At 67.8% G+C, this 16,006-nt stretch carries 21 protein-coding genes and 1 tRNA gene; 18 read left to right on the forward strand and 4 right to left on the reverse strand.

The genetic code is table 11. The annotated features are described in order from the left end of the window. From LA521A_RS04000 to LA521A_RS04085, 18 genes are all read left to right on the forward strand, one after another. On the forward strand, window positions 1-279 hold the full coding sequence (locus LA521A_RS04000) for a DNA primase (RefSeq protein WP_281781078.1): 279 nt from the start codon (window positions 1-3) through the stop codon (window positions 277-279). A gap of 2 nt (window positions 280-281) precedes the next feature. Further along, complete coding sequence (locus tag LA521A_RS04005) at window positions 282-791, forward strand: GNAT family N-acetyltransferase (RefSeq protein ID WP_281781079.1); 510 nt, start codon at window positions 282-284, stop codon at window positions 789-791. An 85-nt stretch (window positions 792-876) separates the two neighbouring features. Beyond that, entirely contained in the window at window positions 877-1,524 is a 648-nt protein-coding gene (locus LA521A_RS04010) for an esterase/lipase family protein (protein WP_281781080.1), read from the forward strand. Between the two features lie 37 nt (window positions 1,525-1,561). Continuing rightward, entirely contained in the window at window positions 1,562-2,290 is a 729-nt protein-coding gene (locus LA521A_RS04015) for a YebC/PmpR family DNA-binding transcriptional regulator (RefSeq protein ID WP_281781081.1), read from the forward strand. Between the two features lie 27 nt (window positions 2,291-2,317). Continuing rightward, on the forward strand, window positions 2,318-2,845 hold the full coding sequence (gene ruvC / locus LA521A_RS04020) for a crossover junction endodeoxyribonuclease RuvC (protein ID WP_281781082.1): 528 nt from the start codon (window positions 2,318-2,320) through the stop codon (window positions 2,843-2,845). Further along, on the forward strand, window positions 2,842-3,432 hold the full coding sequence (gene ruvA, locus LA521A_RS04025; protein ID WP_281781083.1) for a Holliday junction branch migration protein RuvA: 591 nt from the start codon (window positions 2,842-2,844) through the stop codon (window positions 3,430-3,432). The genes ruvC and ruvA overlap by 4 nt, the downstream gene beginning before the upstream one ends. Window positions 3,433-3,479: 47 nt before the next feature. Then, window positions 3,480-5,402, forward strand: coding sequence for a potassium transporter Kup (locus tag LA521A_RS04030; protein ID WP_281781084.1), 1,923 nt, complete (start codon window positions 3,480-3,482; stop codon window positions 5,400-5,402). Window positions 5,403-5,540: 138 nt separating this feature from the next. Then, window positions 5,541-6,569, forward strand: coding sequence for a Holliday junction branch migration DNA helicase RuvB (gene ruvB, locus LA521A_RS04035; protein ID WP_281781085.1), 1,029 nt, complete (start codon window positions 5,541-5,543; stop codon window positions 6,567-6,569). Window position 6,570: 1 nt separating this feature from the next. Then, on the forward strand, window positions 6,571-7,005 hold the full coding sequence (ybgC, locus tag LA521A_RS04040; protein WP_281781086.1) for a tol-pal system-associated acyl-CoA thioesterase: 435 nt from the start codon (window positions 6,571-6,573) through the stop codon (window positions 7,003-7,005). 108 nt (window positions 7,006-7,113) lie between these two features. Next, a complete protein-coding gene (tolQ, locus tag LA521A_RS04045) occupies window positions 7,114-7,899 on the forward strand; it encodes a protein TolQ (RefSeq protein WP_281781087.1) in 786 nt (261 codons plus the stop codon). A 138-nt stretch (window positions 7,900-8,037) separates the two neighbouring features. Continuing rightward, window positions 8,038-8,502 (forward strand): protein TolR, encoded by a 465-nt coding sequence (tolR, locus tag LA521A_RS04050; RefSeq protein WP_281781088.1) that lies wholly within the window; start codon window positions 8,038-8,040, stop codon window positions 8,500-8,502. After that, entirely contained in the window at window positions 8,502-9,473 is a 972-nt protein-coding gene (gene tolA / locus LA521A_RS04055) for a cell envelope integrity protein TolA (RefSeq protein WP_281781089.1), read from the forward strand. Before tolR ends, tolA begins: the two co-directional genes overlap by 1 nt. 158 nt (window positions 9,474-9,631) lie before the next feature. After that, a complete protein-coding gene (tolB, locus tag LA521A_RS04060; RefSeq protein WP_281781090.1) occupies window positions 9,632-10,948 on the forward strand; it encodes a Tol-Pal system beta propeller repeat protein TolB in 1,317 nt (438 codons plus the stop codon). Between the two features lie 80 nt (window positions 10,949-11,028). Beyond that, a complete protein-coding gene (gene pal, locus LA521A_RS04065; RefSeq protein WP_281781091.1) occupies window positions 11,029-11,538 on the forward strand; it encodes a peptidoglycan-associated lipoprotein Pal in 510 nt (169 codons plus the stop codon). Window positions 11,539-11,547: 9 nt separating this feature from the next. Further along, entirely contained in the window at window positions 11,548-12,351 is an 804-nt protein-coding gene (gene ybgF / locus LA521A_RS04070) for a tol-pal system protein YbgF (protein WP_281782006.1), read from the forward strand. 17 nt (window positions 12,352-12,368) lie between these two features. Continuing rightward, complete coding sequence (queE, locus tag LA521A_RS04075; RefSeq protein WP_281781092.1) at window positions 12,369-13,046, forward strand: 7-carboxy-7-deazaguanine synthase QueE; 678 nt, start codon at window positions 12,369-12,371, stop codon at window positions 13,044-13,046. Between the two features lie 41 nt (window positions 13,047-13,087). Continuing rightward, complete coding sequence (queC, locus tag LA521A_RS04080) at window positions 13,088-13,786, forward strand: 7-cyano-7-deazaguanine synthase QueC (protein WP_281781093.1); 699 nt, start codon at window positions 13,088-13,090, stop codon at window positions 13,784-13,786. Window positions 13,787-13,903: 117 nt separating this feature from the next. After that, window positions 13,904-13,979, forward strand: a tRNA-Lys gene (locus LA521A_RS04085). A gap of 105 nt (window positions 13,980-14,084) precedes the next feature. Here the strand turns inward: LA521A_RS04085 and LA521A_RS04090 are convergent. From LA521A_RS04090 to LA521A_RS04105, 4 genes are all read right to left on the reverse strand, one after another. Next, complete coding sequence (locus LA521A_RS04090; RefSeq protein WP_281781094.1) at window positions 14,085-14,408, reverse strand: hypothetical protein; 324 nt, start codon at window positions 14,406-14,408, stop codon at window positions 14,085-14,087. 351 nt (window positions 14,409-14,759) lie between these two features. After that, on the reverse strand, window positions 14,760-14,954 hold the full coding sequence (locus LA521A_RS04095) for a hypothetical protein (protein WP_281781095.1): 195 nt from the start codon (window positions 14,952-14,954) through the stop codon (window positions 14,760-14,762). A 186-nt stretch (window positions 14,955-15,140) separates the two neighbouring features. Next, the gene (locus LA521A_RS04100; protein ID WP_281781096.1) at window positions 15,141-15,413 is read right to left on the reverse strand and encodes an HU family DNA-binding protein; all 273 of its coding nucleotides are present in this window, start codon (window positions 15,411-15,413) and stop codon (window positions 15,141-15,143) included. 90 nt (window positions 15,414-15,503) lie between these two features. Next, window positions 15,504-15,902: a hypothetical protein gene (locus LA521A_RS04105; protein WP_281781097.1), complete on the reverse strand. Its 399-nt coding sequence runs from the start codon at window positions 15,900-15,902 to the stop codon at window positions 15,504-15,506. Window positions 15,903-16,006 lie beyond the last annotated feature (104 nt).

The raw sequence follows: 16,006 nt of genomic DNA on the forward strand, positions 1-16,006 counted from the left end.
ATGAGCGAAGTTCCGTTTGATCTTGAGTGGGAAGCCCTCGGCGAAGCCGGTTCGGCGGCAGGCGCGGGTCTGGTGACCGAGCGCGCGCAGGTGTTCGGCGGCTGGCTGGTGCGCACGCGCGTCGGCGCCGGCGTCGTGTCGCTGGCGTTCGTTCCGGACGACCAGTTCCGCTGGGACGGTGAGGATTTCGGCGACGAGTACGAGGAAGACGAAGACGCCGAGGAAGACGAGGAAGACGAGGACGAGGAGTCCGACGAGGAAGAAGAGGACGACCAGTAACGATGGAGCTGCGCCGCGCCACCGCAACCGACGCCCAGGCGCTGTCGGCGCTGTCGTCTGCGTGCTTCACCCAGACCTTCGGCCACCTGTATCCGCCGGAGGATCTGTCGCACTTCCTCGACGAGGCCTACGCCGCGACGGCGTGGGCCTCGTTGCTTTCCGATCCGGCGTACGCGACGTGGCTGCTGGAGCTGGACGGCGTCGCCATCGGCTATGCCACAGCCGGCGCGTGCACGCTCCCGCACGCGGACATCGCGCCGGGCGACGGCGAACTCAAGCGCCTGTACGTCCTGCAGGAACACCAGGGCGGCGGGCGGGGCTCGCGCCTGTTCGACGCGGCGATGGACTGGCTGCTGCGCGAGGGGCCGCGCACGCTGTGGATCGGCGTGTGGAGCGAGAACCACGGCGCGCAGCGGTTCTACGCGCGGCACGGGTTCGAACGCGTGGGGGATTACGACTTCGTGGTCGGCAACACGCGCGACCATGAGTTCATCCTGCGAAGGAAGGCGTAGCGGCGGCTGTCCCGCGTCGGAACGCCGGGCGGCAGCGGGACGGCTACGGTTTGATTTCCGGCGCGACGCCCACACCCACGTCTCCATGACCGAACGCGCCGACGCCCGGGTCCTTCTTATCCACGGCCTGTGGATGCCGAAGCTGTCGATGCTCTGGCTGGCCGGGCGCCTGCGCGAGGCGGGGTTCGCGACGGAACTGTTCGGCTACCCGACCATCGCCGGCGGGCCCGGGGCCGCGCTGCCGATCCTCGCCAAACGGCTGCGCGATCGCCCCGGCCACGTGCTCGCCCACAGTCTCGGCGGCCTGGTGACGCTGAGCGCACTCGAATTCGAACCGGACCTGCCGGTCCGCCGCGTGGTCTGCCTTGGCTCGCCCCTGCGCGGAAGCGCCGCCGCGCAGACGCTGGCACAACAGGCCTGGAGCCGGCCCTATCTCGGCCGCAGCGCCCGCCTGCTTCGCAGCGGATGCCAGCCGTGGCGCGGCCAGGCCGACGTCGGCGTGGTCGCGGGCAGCACGCCTCTGGGGCTGGGGCGCTATTTCGGGCGCTTCGACGGCGACAACGACGGCACGGTCTCGGTCGAGGAAACCCGCCTGCCGGGACTCGCCGACCACGTCGTGATCCCGACCAGCCATACCGGCCTGCTGTTCTCGCCCGATGCGGCCCGGTTGGCCGTGGGGTTCTTCCGCGACGGGCGTTTCCCCGCGCGCGGCAGCGCCGGTCCGATCGAGTAAAATTCCCCGCTTCGAACGATTCAGGCTGGACGGTTCCATGGGCAGAGGTCCCTCCATCGAGGCGCGCAAGAACGCGGTCGACGCGCAACGCGGCAAGATCTTCACCAAGATCATCCGGGAGATCGGCGTGGCCGCGCGCAGCGGCGGCGGCGATCCGAACGGCAACCCGCGCCTGCGCGCGGCGGTCGACAAGGCGTTGTCGGTCAACATGTCCAAGGACGTGATCGAGCGCGCCATCAAGAAGGCCACCGGCGAACTGGAAGGCGTGGAGTACGAGGAGATCCGCTACGAGGGCTACGCGCCCGGGGGCGTCGCGGTGATCGTGGACTGCCTCACCGACAACAAGGTCCGTACCGTCGCCGACGTGCGCCACGCGTTCGGCAAGTTCGGCGGCAACCTGGGCACCGACGGCTCGGTGTCGTTCATGTTCAAGAACCTGGGCGTGCTGTCCTTCGCCGCTGGCGCGAACGAAGAGAAGATCACCGAGATCGCCATCGAGGCCGGCGCCGACGACGTGGTGGTCTACGACGACGGCGCCATCGACGTGGTGACCGCGCCGGACGCCTTCGCCGGCGTGAAGTCGGCGATGGAAGCGGCCGGGATGACGGCCGACATCGCCGAGGTGACGATGCGCGCCGACAACGACATCGCCGTCGCGGGCGAAACCGCGCAGCAGGTCGTGAAGCTGCTGCGCTGGCTGGAAGACATGGACGACGTGCAGAACGTCTATTCCAACGCCGATCTCGACGAGGGCGCCTACGCCTGACCTTGCGTCCGGGTATAGGCTGACAACGTGATCCGCATCCTGGGCATCGATCCCGGCTCCCAGCGCACCGGCATCGGCGTCATCGACGTCGCCGCCGACGGGCGCTGCACCTTCGTGCACGCGCAGGCGCTGGTGCTGCTGGAGGCGGAGGATTTCCCCTCGCGCCTGGGCCTGCTGTGCGACGGCCTGGAAACGCTGCTGGACCAATGGCAGCCGCAGCAGATCGCGATCGAGACGGTCTTCATGGCGAAATCGGCGACTTCGGCGCTGAAGCTCGGCCACGCGCGCGGTGCGGCCCTGGCGACGGTCGTGCGCCGGCGCCTTCCGGTCAGCGAATACGCGCCGCGCGTGATCAAGCAGTCGCTGGTCGGGCGCGGCGCCGCCGACAAGGAACAGGTCCAGCACATGGTGCGCCTGCTGCTGAACCTGCCCGGCATGAAGCTGCAGGCCGATGCCGCCGATGCGCTGGCGATCGCGCTCACCCACGCCCACATGAGCGCCACGGCGGCGCGCACGGGGCTTTCGACGGCATTGTTGCGGAGACGTGGAGCATGATTGGACGCCTGAGAGGCATGCTCGTCATGAAGCAGCCGCCCTGGCTGGTGGTCGACGTCAACGGCGTCGGCTACGAGCTGGAAGCGCCGATGAGCACCTTCTACGACCTGCCGGACTTGGGGCGTGAGGTGTCGCTGTTCACGCACTACGCGCAGAAGGAAGACAGCGTGTCGCTGTACGGCTTCCTGCGCGAGGGCGAGCGCCGCCTGTTCCGCGACGTGCAGAAGGTGTCCGGCATCGGCGCGAAGATCGCGCTGGCGGTGCTTTCGGGCGTCTCCGTGGACGAGTTCGCCCGCCTGGTGCAGGCCGGCGACATCACCGCGCTGACGCGTATCCCCGGCATCGGCAAGAAAACCGCCGAGCGCATGGTGGTGGAACTTCGCGACCGCGCGGCCGATCTGGCCGGCGTCGGCGCGACGCTGAGCGCACCGGGCGGTGCGGCCGATCCGCAGAGCGAAGCGGTGATCGCCCTGCAGCAACTGGGCTACAAGCCCGCCGAGGCCGTGCGCATGGCGCGCGAGGCCACCGAAGACGGCGCCGACGCTGCCGCCATCATCCGCAAAGCGCTAAAGTCCGCGCTTCGCTGACACCCATCCCGATCCGCCGCGCTCCGGCGCGGCCCTGCGAACCTTCCATGTCCCATTCCGCAACCGATTCGCGCAGCCACGGCCACGGCCAGGGCAAGGGACTCGCCGGCCTCATCGTTGGCGCGATCGGTGTCGTCTTCGGCGACATCGGCACCAGCCCGCTGTACACGCTGAAGGAAGCGTTCTCGCCGCACTTCGCCGAGCGCCTGGGCATGGTCGTGAACGAGGCGACCGTGCTGGGCATGCTGTCGCTGGTGTTCTGGGCGCTGATGATCGTGGTCACCGCGAAGTACGTGACCATCATCATGCGCGCCGACAACCAGGGCGAAGGCGGCATCATGGCGCTGATGGCGCTGGCCCAGCGCACGCTGGCGAAGGGCTCGCGATCGGCGTACGTGGTCGGCATCCTCGGCATTTTCGGCGCGTCGCTGTTCTTCGGCGACAGCGTGATCACGCCTGCGATCACCGTGCTGGGCGCGGTGGAAGGCCTGGAAATCGCCGCGCCCGGCTTGCACCGCTTCATCGTGCCGCTGTCGGTGGTGATCCTGGTGCTGGTGTTCCTGGCGCAGCGCTTCGGTACGGAAAAGGTCGGCCGCGTGTTCGGGCCGGTGATGCTGCTGTGGTTCTTCTCGCTGGCGGCGATCGGCATCTACAACATCGTGAAGGCGCCCGCCGTCGTGGCCGCGCTGAACCCGATGTGGGGCATGCGCTTCTTCATGGAGCACGGCAGCCTGTCGGTGATGATCCTGGGCGTGGTCGTGCTGGCCGTCACCGGCGGCGAGGCGCTGTACGCCGACATGGGCCATTTCGGCGCGCGCCCGATCCGCCACGCGTGGTACTTCCTCGTGCTGCCGTGCCTGACGCTCAACTACCTGGGGCAGGGTGCGTTCGTGCTCGCGCACCCGGAAGCGGTGAAGAACCCGTTCTTCGAGGCCGTGCCGCCGTGGGCGCTGTACCCGATGATCGTGCTGGCGACGATGGCGGCGGTGATCGCCTCGCAGGCGGTGATCACCGGCGCGTATTCGGTGGCCAGGCAGGCGATGCAGCTGGGCTTCCTGCCGCGCATGCAGATCAAGCACACCTCGCACGAAACCATCGGCCAGATCTACGTGCCGGGCATCAACTGGCTGCTGATGGTCGCCGTGCTGGCGGTCGTGCTGATGTTCCGCAGCTCCACGGCGCTGGCGACGGCTTACGGCATTTCGGTGTCGGCGACGATGCTGATCGACACGCTGCTGCTGGCGCTGGTCGCGCGCGCGCTGTGGCCGCGCTGGCGCACCTGGGTGCTGCCGCTGTGCCTGGTGTTCTTCATCGTCGACGTGGGCTTCGTGGTCGCCAACGGCGCGAAGTTCTTCGACGGCGCGTGGTTCCCGCTGCTGCTGGGCGTGGTCGTGTTCACCCTGCTGCGCACGTGGCGCCGCGGCCGCGAGCTGCTGCACGACGAAGTACGCAAGGAAGGCATCGGGCTCGACACGTTCCTGCCCGGCCTGATGCTCGCGCCGCCGGTGCGCGTGCCGGGTACGGCCATCTTCATGACCGCCGACAAGGGCGTCGTGCCGCACGCGCTGCTGCACAACCTCAAGCACAACAAGGTGCTGCACGAGCGCAACGTGTTCCTGACGGTGGAGACGCTCAACATCCCGTACGCACCGCGCGAGAAGCGGCTGAAGATCGAATCGATCGCGGGCGAGGACTTCTACCGCGTCCTGATCCGCTTCGGCTTCATGGAAGTGCCCGACGTGCCGCTCGCGCTGATGCGCTCGTGCGACGCCGGCGGCACCTATTTCGACCCGATGGACACCACATATTTCGCCAGCCGCGAGACCGTGGTGGCCAGCCGCCATCGCGGCATGCCGATCTGGCGCGACCGCCTGTTCGCCTTCATGCACCGCAATGCCGCGCCGGCGACGGGGTTCTTCCGGATCCCGGGCAACCGGCTGGTCGAGCTGGGCGCGCAGGTGGAGATCTGAAGACGGGAACCGGGAATTGAGAAGGGCGAACAGGAAAATCGGGACACGGGCGCCTGCCGGCCATGGCGCGATGTGCGAGCATTCCCGGATGGGCAAGCGTTCGACGAGGCCCCATTCCCCATTCCCGATTCCCGCCCCATGAACGATCAACGCATCATCGCCGCCGGCGCCACGCGCGAGGACGAGGCCATCGAAGCCTCGATCCGTCCCAAGCGCCTGGACGAGTACCTCGGCCAGCAGCCCGTGCGCGAGCAGATGAAGATCTACATCGAGGCGGCCAAGGCGCGCGGCGAGGCGCTGGACCACGTGCTGATCTTCGGGCCGCCGGGCCTTGGCAAGACGACGCTGAGCCACGTCATCGCCAACGAGCTGGGCGTGAACCTGCGCCAGACCTCCGGCCCGGTGATCGAGAAGGCCGGCGACCTGGCAGCACTGCTGACCAACCTGCAGCCGCACGACGTGCTGTTCGTCGATGAGATCCACCGCCTGTCGCCGGCGATCGAGGAAGTGCTCTATCCGGCGATGGAGGACTACCAGATCGACATCATGATCGGCGAGGGCCCGGCCGCGCGCTCGATCAAGCTCGACCTGCCGCCGTTCACCCTGATCGGCGCGACGACCCGCGCGGGCCTTTTGACCGCGCCGCTGCGCGACCGCTTCGGCATCGTGCAGCGGCTGGAGTTCTACAACGCCGAGGAACTCACGCGCATCGTGCGGCGCTCGGCGATGATCCTCGGGATCTCCTGCGAGCCGGAAGGCGCGGCGGAAATCGCCCGCCGTTCGCGCGGCACGCCGCGCATCGCCAACCGCCTGCTGCGTCGCGTACGCGACTACGCCCAGGTGCGTGCGGGCGGGGCGATCACGCGCGAGGTCGCCGACGCGGCGATGGCGATGCTCAAGGTCGATCCGGAAGGCTTCGACGACATCGACCGCCGCCTGCTGCACACCATCGTCGATTCCTTCGACGGCGGGCCGGTCGGCGTCGAATCGCTCGCCGCGGCGCTGAGCGAGGAGCGCGGCACGATCGAGGACGTCATCGAGCCGTACCTGATCCAGCAGGGGTTCCTGATCCGCACCGCGCGCGGCCGCATGGCCACGCCGAAGGCGTACCGCCACATCGGCCTGAAGCCCAAGCCCGGCACGGGCGGATTGTTCGAGGAGGCCTGAGGTGGCAGTCGATCCGGCAGTTGGGGCGACGTTCAGTTGGCCGACACGCGTCTATTGGGAAGATACCGACGCGGGTGGGGTGGTCTATCACGCGCAGTACCTGGCTTTCATGGAGCGCGCCCGCACCGAGTGGATGCGCGCCCACGGTTACGGCCAGGAACTGCTGCGGCGCGAGCACGACCTGGTGTTCGCGGTTCGCGCGATGCAGATCGATTTCCTCAAGCCGGCGCGACTGGACGACGCGCTGGCGGTGGAGGTCGAGCTCACGCAATGCCGGCGCGCGAGCGCGGTGTTCGCGCAGACGGTGCGCCGTGGCGACGAGGTACTGCTGACCGCGCAGGTGCGCGTGGCGGCGCTCGACGCCGGCGGTTTCCGCCCGCGCGGGATTCCCTCGCCGCTGCTGGAAGCGCTCCAGGCGCTCGAACGGCCGCGATGAGCGTCGTGCGGGGCATTCACCCCGAAACGACGCTCGTCCGTTAAACACACACGTCCCGCAAGGACACACGTTGCAACAGTCCCGTTCGACGGGCACGGAGAACCAAGCATGACGCCACTGCTGACCGCGCTGCAGGCCACGACGGTCGAAGCCCTTCCGGAAGACGCCGCCAACACCGCAGCGAACGCCGCGCAGGCCGTGACCGCCGGCGCCGCCGGCGACAACAGCCTCAACCTGCTCACCCTGGTGCTGCACGCCAGCATCCCGGTGCAGCTGGTGATGCTGCTGCTGTTGTTCGGTTCGATCGCCTCGTGGGTGATCATCTTCCGCAAGAAGCGCGTGCTCGATCGCGCCGTGCGCGAAGCCGACAACTTCGAGGAGCGCTTCTGGTCCGGCGCCGAACTGTCCAAGCTCTATGCCGGTTCGACCGAGCGCAATCGCGAGATCTCGGGCCTGGAAGCCATCTTCGAAGCCGGCTTCCGTGAGTTCAGCCGCCTGCGCCAGCGTCGCGGCGCCGACAGCCGCATGCAGCTGGAAGGTGCGCAGCGCGCGATGCGCGCGACCGGCTCGCGCGAGATCGACGGCCTCGAACACAACCTCGAATTCCTCGCCAACGTCGGTTCGATCAGTCCCTACGTCGGCCTGTTCGGCACGGTGTGGGGCATCATGATTTCGTTCCAGGGCCTGGCGAACATGAAGGAGGCGACCATCGCCACCGTCGCGCCGGGCATCTCCGAGGCACTGGTCGCCACGGCGATGGGCCTGTTCGCCGCGATTCCGGCGGTGTGGGCGTACAACCGCTTCGCGACCAAGGTCGAACGCATCGCCGTGCGTTACGACGCGTTCTCCGAGGAGTTCTCGTCGATCCTGCAGCGCCAGGTGGACGAGACCTGATGCGGCGGGCTCGCCGGAACGCGCAGGTCGCCGTGTGCATCTGCGCGACGCGAGCCCTTCGCGATGACCCGCACGCCGACGTGCGGACCGTGCAACTGCCGCCCTGGTCGCTGACGCGCCGGGCCACCTGAGGAAGCCATGGCCGGAATCACCGCGCGCCGCCATCGCAAGCGCAAGCTCAAGGCCGAGATCAACGTCGTGCCGTACATCGACGTCATGCTCGTGCTGCTCATCATTTTCATGGTCACCGCGCCGCTGCTGAACCTCGGCGTGGACATCGACCTGCCGCAGTCCAACGCCAAGTCGATCCAGGAAAAGAAGGACCCGGTGATCGTCAGCGTCGACGCATCGGGCAATTACTTCCTCACGGTGAAAGCCGGCAGCAACGAGGCCGTGACCGCCGAGATGCTGACGGCGAAGGTGCGCGGCATCGTCTCGCAGAACCCGGACGTGGCGGTGTTCGTCGCCGGCGATGCGAAGGCCAACTACCAGAAGGTCATGGACGCGCTGGTGCTGCTGCAGGGCGCCAACGTCAAGAAGGTCGGCCTGATGAGCCAGCCTGACCAGGCCACGCAGGGTCGGGCCAACCAGGGCCGTCGCTGATGCGGGAAACGCGCGCAGACACCACGCAGGCGGTCATCGCGGCGCTGCTGCTGCATGCGCTGCTGTTCGCGTTGATGTTCATCGGCCTGTTCTGGACGCGATCCTCGACGCCGGTGTCGGTGGCCGGTTCGCCCGTGGCCGCCGAGCTGATCGACGCCAACGCGTTGTCGCCGGCGATGCAACGCACGCTGCGCGATCGACCCAAGCCGGTCGAAGAGGAAATTCCGCCGCCGCCGGAACCCGAAGACGTCGCGCCGCTGCCGCAACCGCTGCCCGAGCCCGCGCCGCAGGACGCCGTCGCGCCGCCGCAGCAGCAGGCGCAGGACTTCATCCCGGTGCCAGACACCGAAAACCAGGAAGCCGTGGTCGAAACGCCGACCCCGACGCCGGCCGAAGAGAAAAAGGCGCAGGAACTCAAGCGCAAGCAGGAGCAGGTCGACCTGACCGAGCAGAAGCGTCAGCAGGAAGTCGAGCAGCAGCGACGTCTCGCCGCGCAGCAGGAAGAAGAGCGCCAGCAGAAGCTCGCCGAGATCCGCAAGAAGCGCGAGCAGGCGGCCCGCGAGGCGAACCTGGCAGAACAGCGCCTGCGCCAGATCGCCGACGTCCGCGCGCGCCAGTCTTCCGAGACTTCGCCGAGCAGCGGGAGCGACACCGCGAGCCCGCCGCCGGGCAACAACGGCACCGACACCGGCCTTAAGGCCCGCTACGCCGCAGCGCTGCAGGAAGCGATCCTCGCCAAGTGGACCCGCCCGGAGACGGTGCCGGTGGGCGCGCGCTGCACCTTGCAGATCCGCCAGTTGCCCGGCGGGCAGGTGATGAGCGCCGAAGTGTCATCGCCCTGCGCCTACGATGAGCAGGGCCGGCGCTCGATCGAAGCGGCCGTCCTCAAGGCACAGCCCTTGCCCTACGCCGGTTTCGAGTCGGTGTTCTCCCGCAACCTGACGCTGAACTTCACCGCGCAGGACCGCTGAGGCCGGCCGCTGGCCGCGTGGCCGGCGGATTTCCGACCGCGGGGCACGCAGGGTTCAGCTTTGAGGCGGCGTTCACCTGCCGGCGTTAACAATTACAAAGCTGAACGGATCGCCCGCCGGCGATCCGCCAACCGAACGGATTGAACCCTGGAGTGCCGATGAAACGATCCCTCGCCTGGCTGGCGTCACTGCTCGCCCTGTTGCTGCCCTTGTCCGCCATGGCCCAGCAAGGCCTCGAGATCGACATCGTCGGCGGCAACGCCGCGGCCATGCCGATCGTGGTCGTCCCGATGCCCTACCAGGGCAGCGCGACGGCGCCGCAGACCGACGTCAGCGAAGTCGTATCGGCCGATCTCGCGCGTTCCGGCCAGTTCCGGCCGCTCCCGGCGGGCGACATCACCGAGAAGCCCACGCGCGGCGGCGAGATCAACTACCCGACCTGGCGTGCACTCAACCAGGATTACATCGTCGTCGGGCGCGTGCTCGACGCCGGCGCGGGCAGCTTCCGCGTCGAATACGAACTGTTCGACGTGGCCAAGCAGCAGCGCCTGCTCGGCTTCGCGCTGACCGCGCGTGCCAATGCGATGCGCGATGTCGCACACCAGATCTCCGATGCCGTGTACGAGAAGATCACCGGCGTGCGCGGCGCGTTCTTCACCCGCATCGCGTATGTCACCGCCACCGGCACCGGTCGCGCCGCGCAGTACGCGCTGATGGTCGCCGACTCGGACGGCTTCAACCCGCAGACCGTCGTGCGCTCGCCCGAGCCGCTGCTGTCGCCATCGTGGAGCCCGGACGGCAACCGCCTCGCGTACGTCAGCTTCGAAGGCGGCAACTCGTCGATCTACATCCAGAACATCTCCACCGGTGCGCGCGAACTGGTCGCCAAGTACCGCGGCATTAACGGTGCGCCCTCGTTCTCGCCGGATGGTCGTCGCCTCGCGCTGACGCTGTCGCGCACGGGTAATCCCGAGATCTACGTGATGGACCTGGGCAGCAAGAACCTGACCCAGCTCACCAACCACTTCGCCATCGATACCGAACCGACCTGGAGCGCCGACGGCGGCACGATCTACTTCACCTCCGATCGTGGTGGTCGTCCGCAGATCTATTCGGTTCCGTCCAGCGGCGGCAGCGCGACGCGCGTGACCTTCCAGGGCAGCTACAACGCCAGCGCCAGCGTGTCGTTCGACGGCAAGAAGATCGCCACCGCACAGGGCGCCGGCAACAACTACCGCATCGCGCTGATGGACAGCAGCCTCGGCGCTGCGCGGTGGAGCACACTTTCGCCGGGCAGCCTGGACGAGTCGCCGAGCTTTGCCCCCAACGGCGCGATGATCCTTTATGCTGCGCGCGAGGGCCGCCGGGGCGTGCTCTACGCCGTTTCGTCCGACGGCCGGGTGCGTCAGCGCCTGGTGCTGGCGGATGGGGACGTGCGTGAGCCGGCCTGGGGGCCGTTCCGTTTGCCGCGTTGATATAACCAAAGCGGTGTATCGCTAGAAACCTGTTTGTTTGCCCCGATCTGTCCCACGCCCGATTTTGACGAGGAACAACAATGAATAACACCACCCGTATCCTGCTGGCTGCCGTGCTGTGCACCGCGGCCGTGGCCTGCTCGAAGAAGGTCAAGGAGCAGCCCGTTGCCGAGACCACCCCGCCGCCGGCCCAGACCGAGCAGCCGGCCACCTCGGGCGTCTATGGTCCGAACGACCTCGACACCGATGCCTGCCTGCGCCAGCGCGTCGTGTACTTCGACTTCGACCAGGACACGCTGCGTCCGGAATTCCAGGCGATCGTCGGCTGCCACGCCAAGTACCTGCGTGACCGTCCGTCCTCGCGCATGACGCTGGAAGGCCACGCCGATGAGCGCGGCAGCCGCGAGTACAACCTCGGCCTGGGCGAGCGCCGCGGCAATGCCGTGTCGTCGGCCATCCAGGCCAATGGCGCCTCGGGCAGCCAGATCACCGTGACCAGCTACGGCGAAGAGCGCCCGGTCTGCACCGACTCGAACGAGGATTGCTGGGCCAAGAACCGTCGCGTCGAGATCGTCTACACCGCGAAGTAAGCGTTGATGATGCGCAAGACCGTACTCGCCATGGCATTCGCAGCGGCCCTCGCGGCCGCTGCGCCTGCCGTTGCACAGCGCGCCAGCCTGGCCGATCGCGTGACTGTCCTCGAACAGCAGGCGGCGAACAACCAGGGCAACGTCGACCTCCTCAACCAGGTCACCCAGCTGCGCAACGAGATCCAGACCCTGCGTTCGCAGGTCGAGGAACTGCAGCAGCAGAACCAGCAGCTGCTGCAGAGTTCCAAGGCCCAGTACCTGGATCTGGACGGTCGCATCAATCGTCTGGAGAGCGGCGCAGTTGTCCCGCCCGCTCCCGGTACGACGCCGGCGCCGGCGGGCACCAAGCCCGCCGCGCCGTCGGCATCGGCCAAGGACCGCCCGCCGGCGGTCTACGGCGACAAGGGCGCCATCGCCAAGAGCGCCGACGAGCGCGTGGCCTACGACGCCGCGTTCAACGCGCTGAAGGGCGGCGATTACGTCGAGTCCGCTCGCCTGTTCCAGGCCTTCATCGAGGCCCACCCGGAGGGCGCGTACACGCCCAACGCGCTGTACTGGCTGGGCGAGAGCTACTACGTCACCCAGAACTACCAGATGGCGCAGCTGCAGTTCCAGTCGCTGCTGGATCGCTATCCGACCCACGACAAGGCCCCGGGCGCGATGCTCAAGATCGGCCTGTCGCAGTTCAACCAGAAACAGATCGAGGCCGCCGAGCGCACCCTGGCCGACGTTTCGACCAAATACCCCGGCACCGACGCCGCCCGCACCGCCAGCGACCGCCTCAACGCGATCCAGCTCGGCCGGCTGCGCTGATCCGCTAAAATAGCGGGATGAACGCCGTCCCCCTCGATGCGGCCGCCGCATCGCCCGACCGGCTGCGCATCACCGAAATCTTCCTGTCCCTGCAGGGCGAAGCTCGTGCGATCGGCTGGCCGACCGTCTTCGTCCGCCTGACCGGGTGCCCGCTGCGCTGCCAATACTGCGACACCGCCTACGCCTTCCACGGCGGTGAGTGGTGGCAGATCGACGACATCCTGGCCGAGGTCGCCTGTCACGGCGCCCGGCACGTCTGCGTGACCGGTGGCGAGCCGTTGTCGCAGAAGCGCTGCATCGGGCTGCTCAAGCGACTGTGCGACGAAGGCTACGACGTCTCGCTGGAAACCTCCGGCGCGATCGACATCGCCGAGGTCGATCCGCGCGTGTCGCGCGTGCTCGACATCAAGACGCCGGGCTCGATGGAGGTGCATCGCAACCTCTGGTCGAACCTGCCGCTGCTCACGCCGCACGATCAGGTGAAGTTCGTCATCTGTTCGCGCGAGGACTTCGACTGGGCGAAGGAGATCGTCGCGCAGCATCGCCTGACCGAAGTCTGCGACGTGCTGTTCTCGCCGAGCTTCGCGCAGATCAAGCCGAGCGACCTGGCCGACTGGATCGTCGCCGAGCGCCTGCCGGTCCGGTTCCAGCTGCAATTGCACAAGATCCTGTGGAACGACGAGCCCGGCCGCTGAGCGGAAACGCCGTCGACGGGTACGTCCTGAAGGAAACACCAATGAAGAAAGCTGTCGTCCTGGTTTCGGGCGGGATGGACTCCGCCGTCGTCGTCGCCATGGCCCGCGCGCAGGGCTTCGCCGTGCACGCGTTGAGCGTGCGCTACGGGCAGCGCCACACCTCCGAACTCGACGCCGCGCAGCGCGTGGCCGAATCGCTCGGCGCGGTCGAGCACAAGACGGTCAACGTCGACCTGCGCAGCATCGGCGGCTCGGCGCTCACCGACGAAAGCATCACGGTGCCGACCGACGTCGATGGCCACGCCGTCGGGCAGGACGCGCCGAAGGACGCGATTCCGGTCACTTACGTGCCCGCCCGCAACACGATCATGCTGTCGGTCGCGCTGGGCTGGGCCGAGGTGCTGGGCGCGAACGACCTCTTCTGTGGCGTCAACGCGGTGGACTATTCGGGCTATCCCGATTGCCGTCCGGAGTTCGTCGAAGCCTTCGAGAAACTCGCCAACCTCGCCACCAAGGCCGGCGTGGAAGGCGCTGGCATCCGCGTGCACGCGCCGTTGCAGTTCATGAGCAAGGCCGATATCGCGCGCGAGGGCGTGCGCCTGGGCGTGGATTTCGCGCAGACCGTCTCGTGCTACCAGGCCGACAACGAAGGCCGCGCCTGCGGCCATTGCGACGCCTGCCGCCTGCGCGCGGAAGGTTTCGCGGCGGCCGGCATCGCCGATCCCACGCGTTACGTCTGAGCGATGCGCGTGACGCCGACCGCGCCTCACCTGCACCGTCACGGCGCCCTGCGCTAGAATGCACGCCCCGGCGCAACGCTGGGCCGCGCTCCGCATTGCGGGCGCCGATCTTCAAGTGGGCCGTTAGCTCAGTCGGTAGAGCATCGGACTTTTAATCCGCTGGTCGATGGTTCGAATCCATCACGGCCCACCATCTCCGAGCGATCCTTCACTACTGCAGCCCCGCGATAAAGCGCCAGTAGGCACGTGCCTGCGTCTTGACTGAGCGGCTCGCGTCGCGCCCTGCAGCCCGTGCACGTTACTCGTACGTATATGCCGGCCGCCGAACTGCCAGTTCGTTTCCCGGCGCACGCATCGCGCCGTCGTAATACTCCACCGGCCTTACGCGCGCTGTTCCAGCGGATTGCGGTTGCACGTTGTCGTGCGCGGAGGGCGACGCCTCCGGGCATTGCATGTGCAGGTCGCGCGCGAGCGTGGAATCGTCATCGGGTACGACGCCCGGCGCGCATGTCGGCGCGATCGCGCTGCCTGTCATCAGGATGCGGAGGTCGGAGGCGTGTGCGTTCGTGATCGCCACTCCGGTGCAGAGCACGACAACTGATGCAGTAACAAACCGTTTCATGACGTCCTCACTGGAATCTGGCGCCGGGCCCACTGGCCCCTCGGCCGCATTGCGCTGGCCGAGGGGCTTCCGCGATGGGCGCGCTCTGAGCGCGGCCCGGAATGGATCGCCGCCATGTGGAGCGGCGAATTCGGGCCCGAAGTGGAAGTCCAGTCAGAAGTGAGGCCGACGCGACACAGGTTCGCGGATGGGCGGCCGCGAGAACATCGGACCTTTCCGAATTATTCGCATTGCCGAGCGTTCGGATCTGTGCTGCGAGCTTGTGATGCGCGTTACGAACGCAACCACGCTGCGTCTCCACGCGTAGCCATCGTCCTATTCCCGGCGACGCCCCGCCATCAGCAGATCGCGTCAGCGCGCCGAATCCTCCGGATGCACGCGATACAGATGCGGTGGACACGAAAACGCAGGCTCGCGATCGCGCGGCAACGTGTGCCAGTGGCCTTGCGCGGAATTGCTGGCGAACTCGTCCAGATGCCAGGCCTGGATGCGTGCGCCGGCGGCGAACGCGGCGCGCAGGGCGGCGTATTCATCGATGCGGTTCATGGTGGGCCTCGTGTTGCGAAACTCGATGCGATTGCATCGACAGTGCACACGATGGACCCGGCGCGTCCCAGGCGTTAAGACGCCGGCGCGGTGTGTTCGGGAGTGTTCAGGCCGGGCGGAACGTCACGCCAGCGGCGGCGGAGACGATGCATGCGGCAGCGGGGCCGCATGCATCGCGAAGGGCGCTTACTTCAGCGCGTCCTTGAGGGCCTTGCCCGGCTTGAACGCCGGCACGATCGTCGCCGGGATCACGATGTCCTCGCCCGTCTTCGGGTTGCGGCCGGTGCGGCCGGCGCGGTTGCGCGCCTCGAAGGTGCCGAAGCCCACCAGCGTCACGGCTTCGCCGTTCTTCAGGGTCTGGGTGACGGACTCGACCAGCGCGTTGAGCGCGGCCTCGGCCTGGGCCTTGGAGAGCTGCGAACGCTCGGCGATGGATTCGACCAGCTGTGCCTTGTTCATGCGGATTCCTGATTGGAAGGGCCGCGTAGCATACAGGCTAGCCGCCGATGTCTCATGTCCGCGGCCCGCCAGCCGGGCGCGCGGCCCCTGTCAAGGGTCGAATTTCCAGCCGATCGTCAGCACCTGGTGCCGATCCTCGAAGACCGGACGGCAGGGCGGCGCCCGGGTCGAAATCCGGTACCAGAACTCCAGCGTGGTCTCGGTCACGCGCATGCGGTGCGCGTACGCCCCGATGTAGACCGGCAGGTGGCCGACGTAGATCGCGCCGTCCAGTGCGTCCTTCTGCGCCATGAAACGGGGCCGTCGCGGACGTCGCGCCGAGGACGGAACCGGCTCTTCCATCGACGCGAACCGCTCGGCATACATCTGCTCCATGACGCGCGCGACCGTCGCATAGCTGTTGTGCGCAGGCAGGAGGGACAGCAACCGGCGCGGTTCCTCGCGGCTGCCGTAATCCTCGTAGATCACCCAACCTGCGCTCTGGTCCATGGCGTCGACTCCCTGGTCGCTCGGCCCGGTCGTGCTCCGCCCGGAGGCGGGCGCATCGTGGTTCGTCGAAAGCATTCTTTCCGTGCGAACGCATCAGGTGCGCG

It is taken from the genome of Lysobacter auxotrophicus (assembly GCF_027924565.1).
GTDB lineage: Bacteria > Pseudomonadota > Gammaproteobacteria > Xanthomonadales > Xanthomonadaceae > Lysobacter_J > Lysobacter_J auxotrophicus.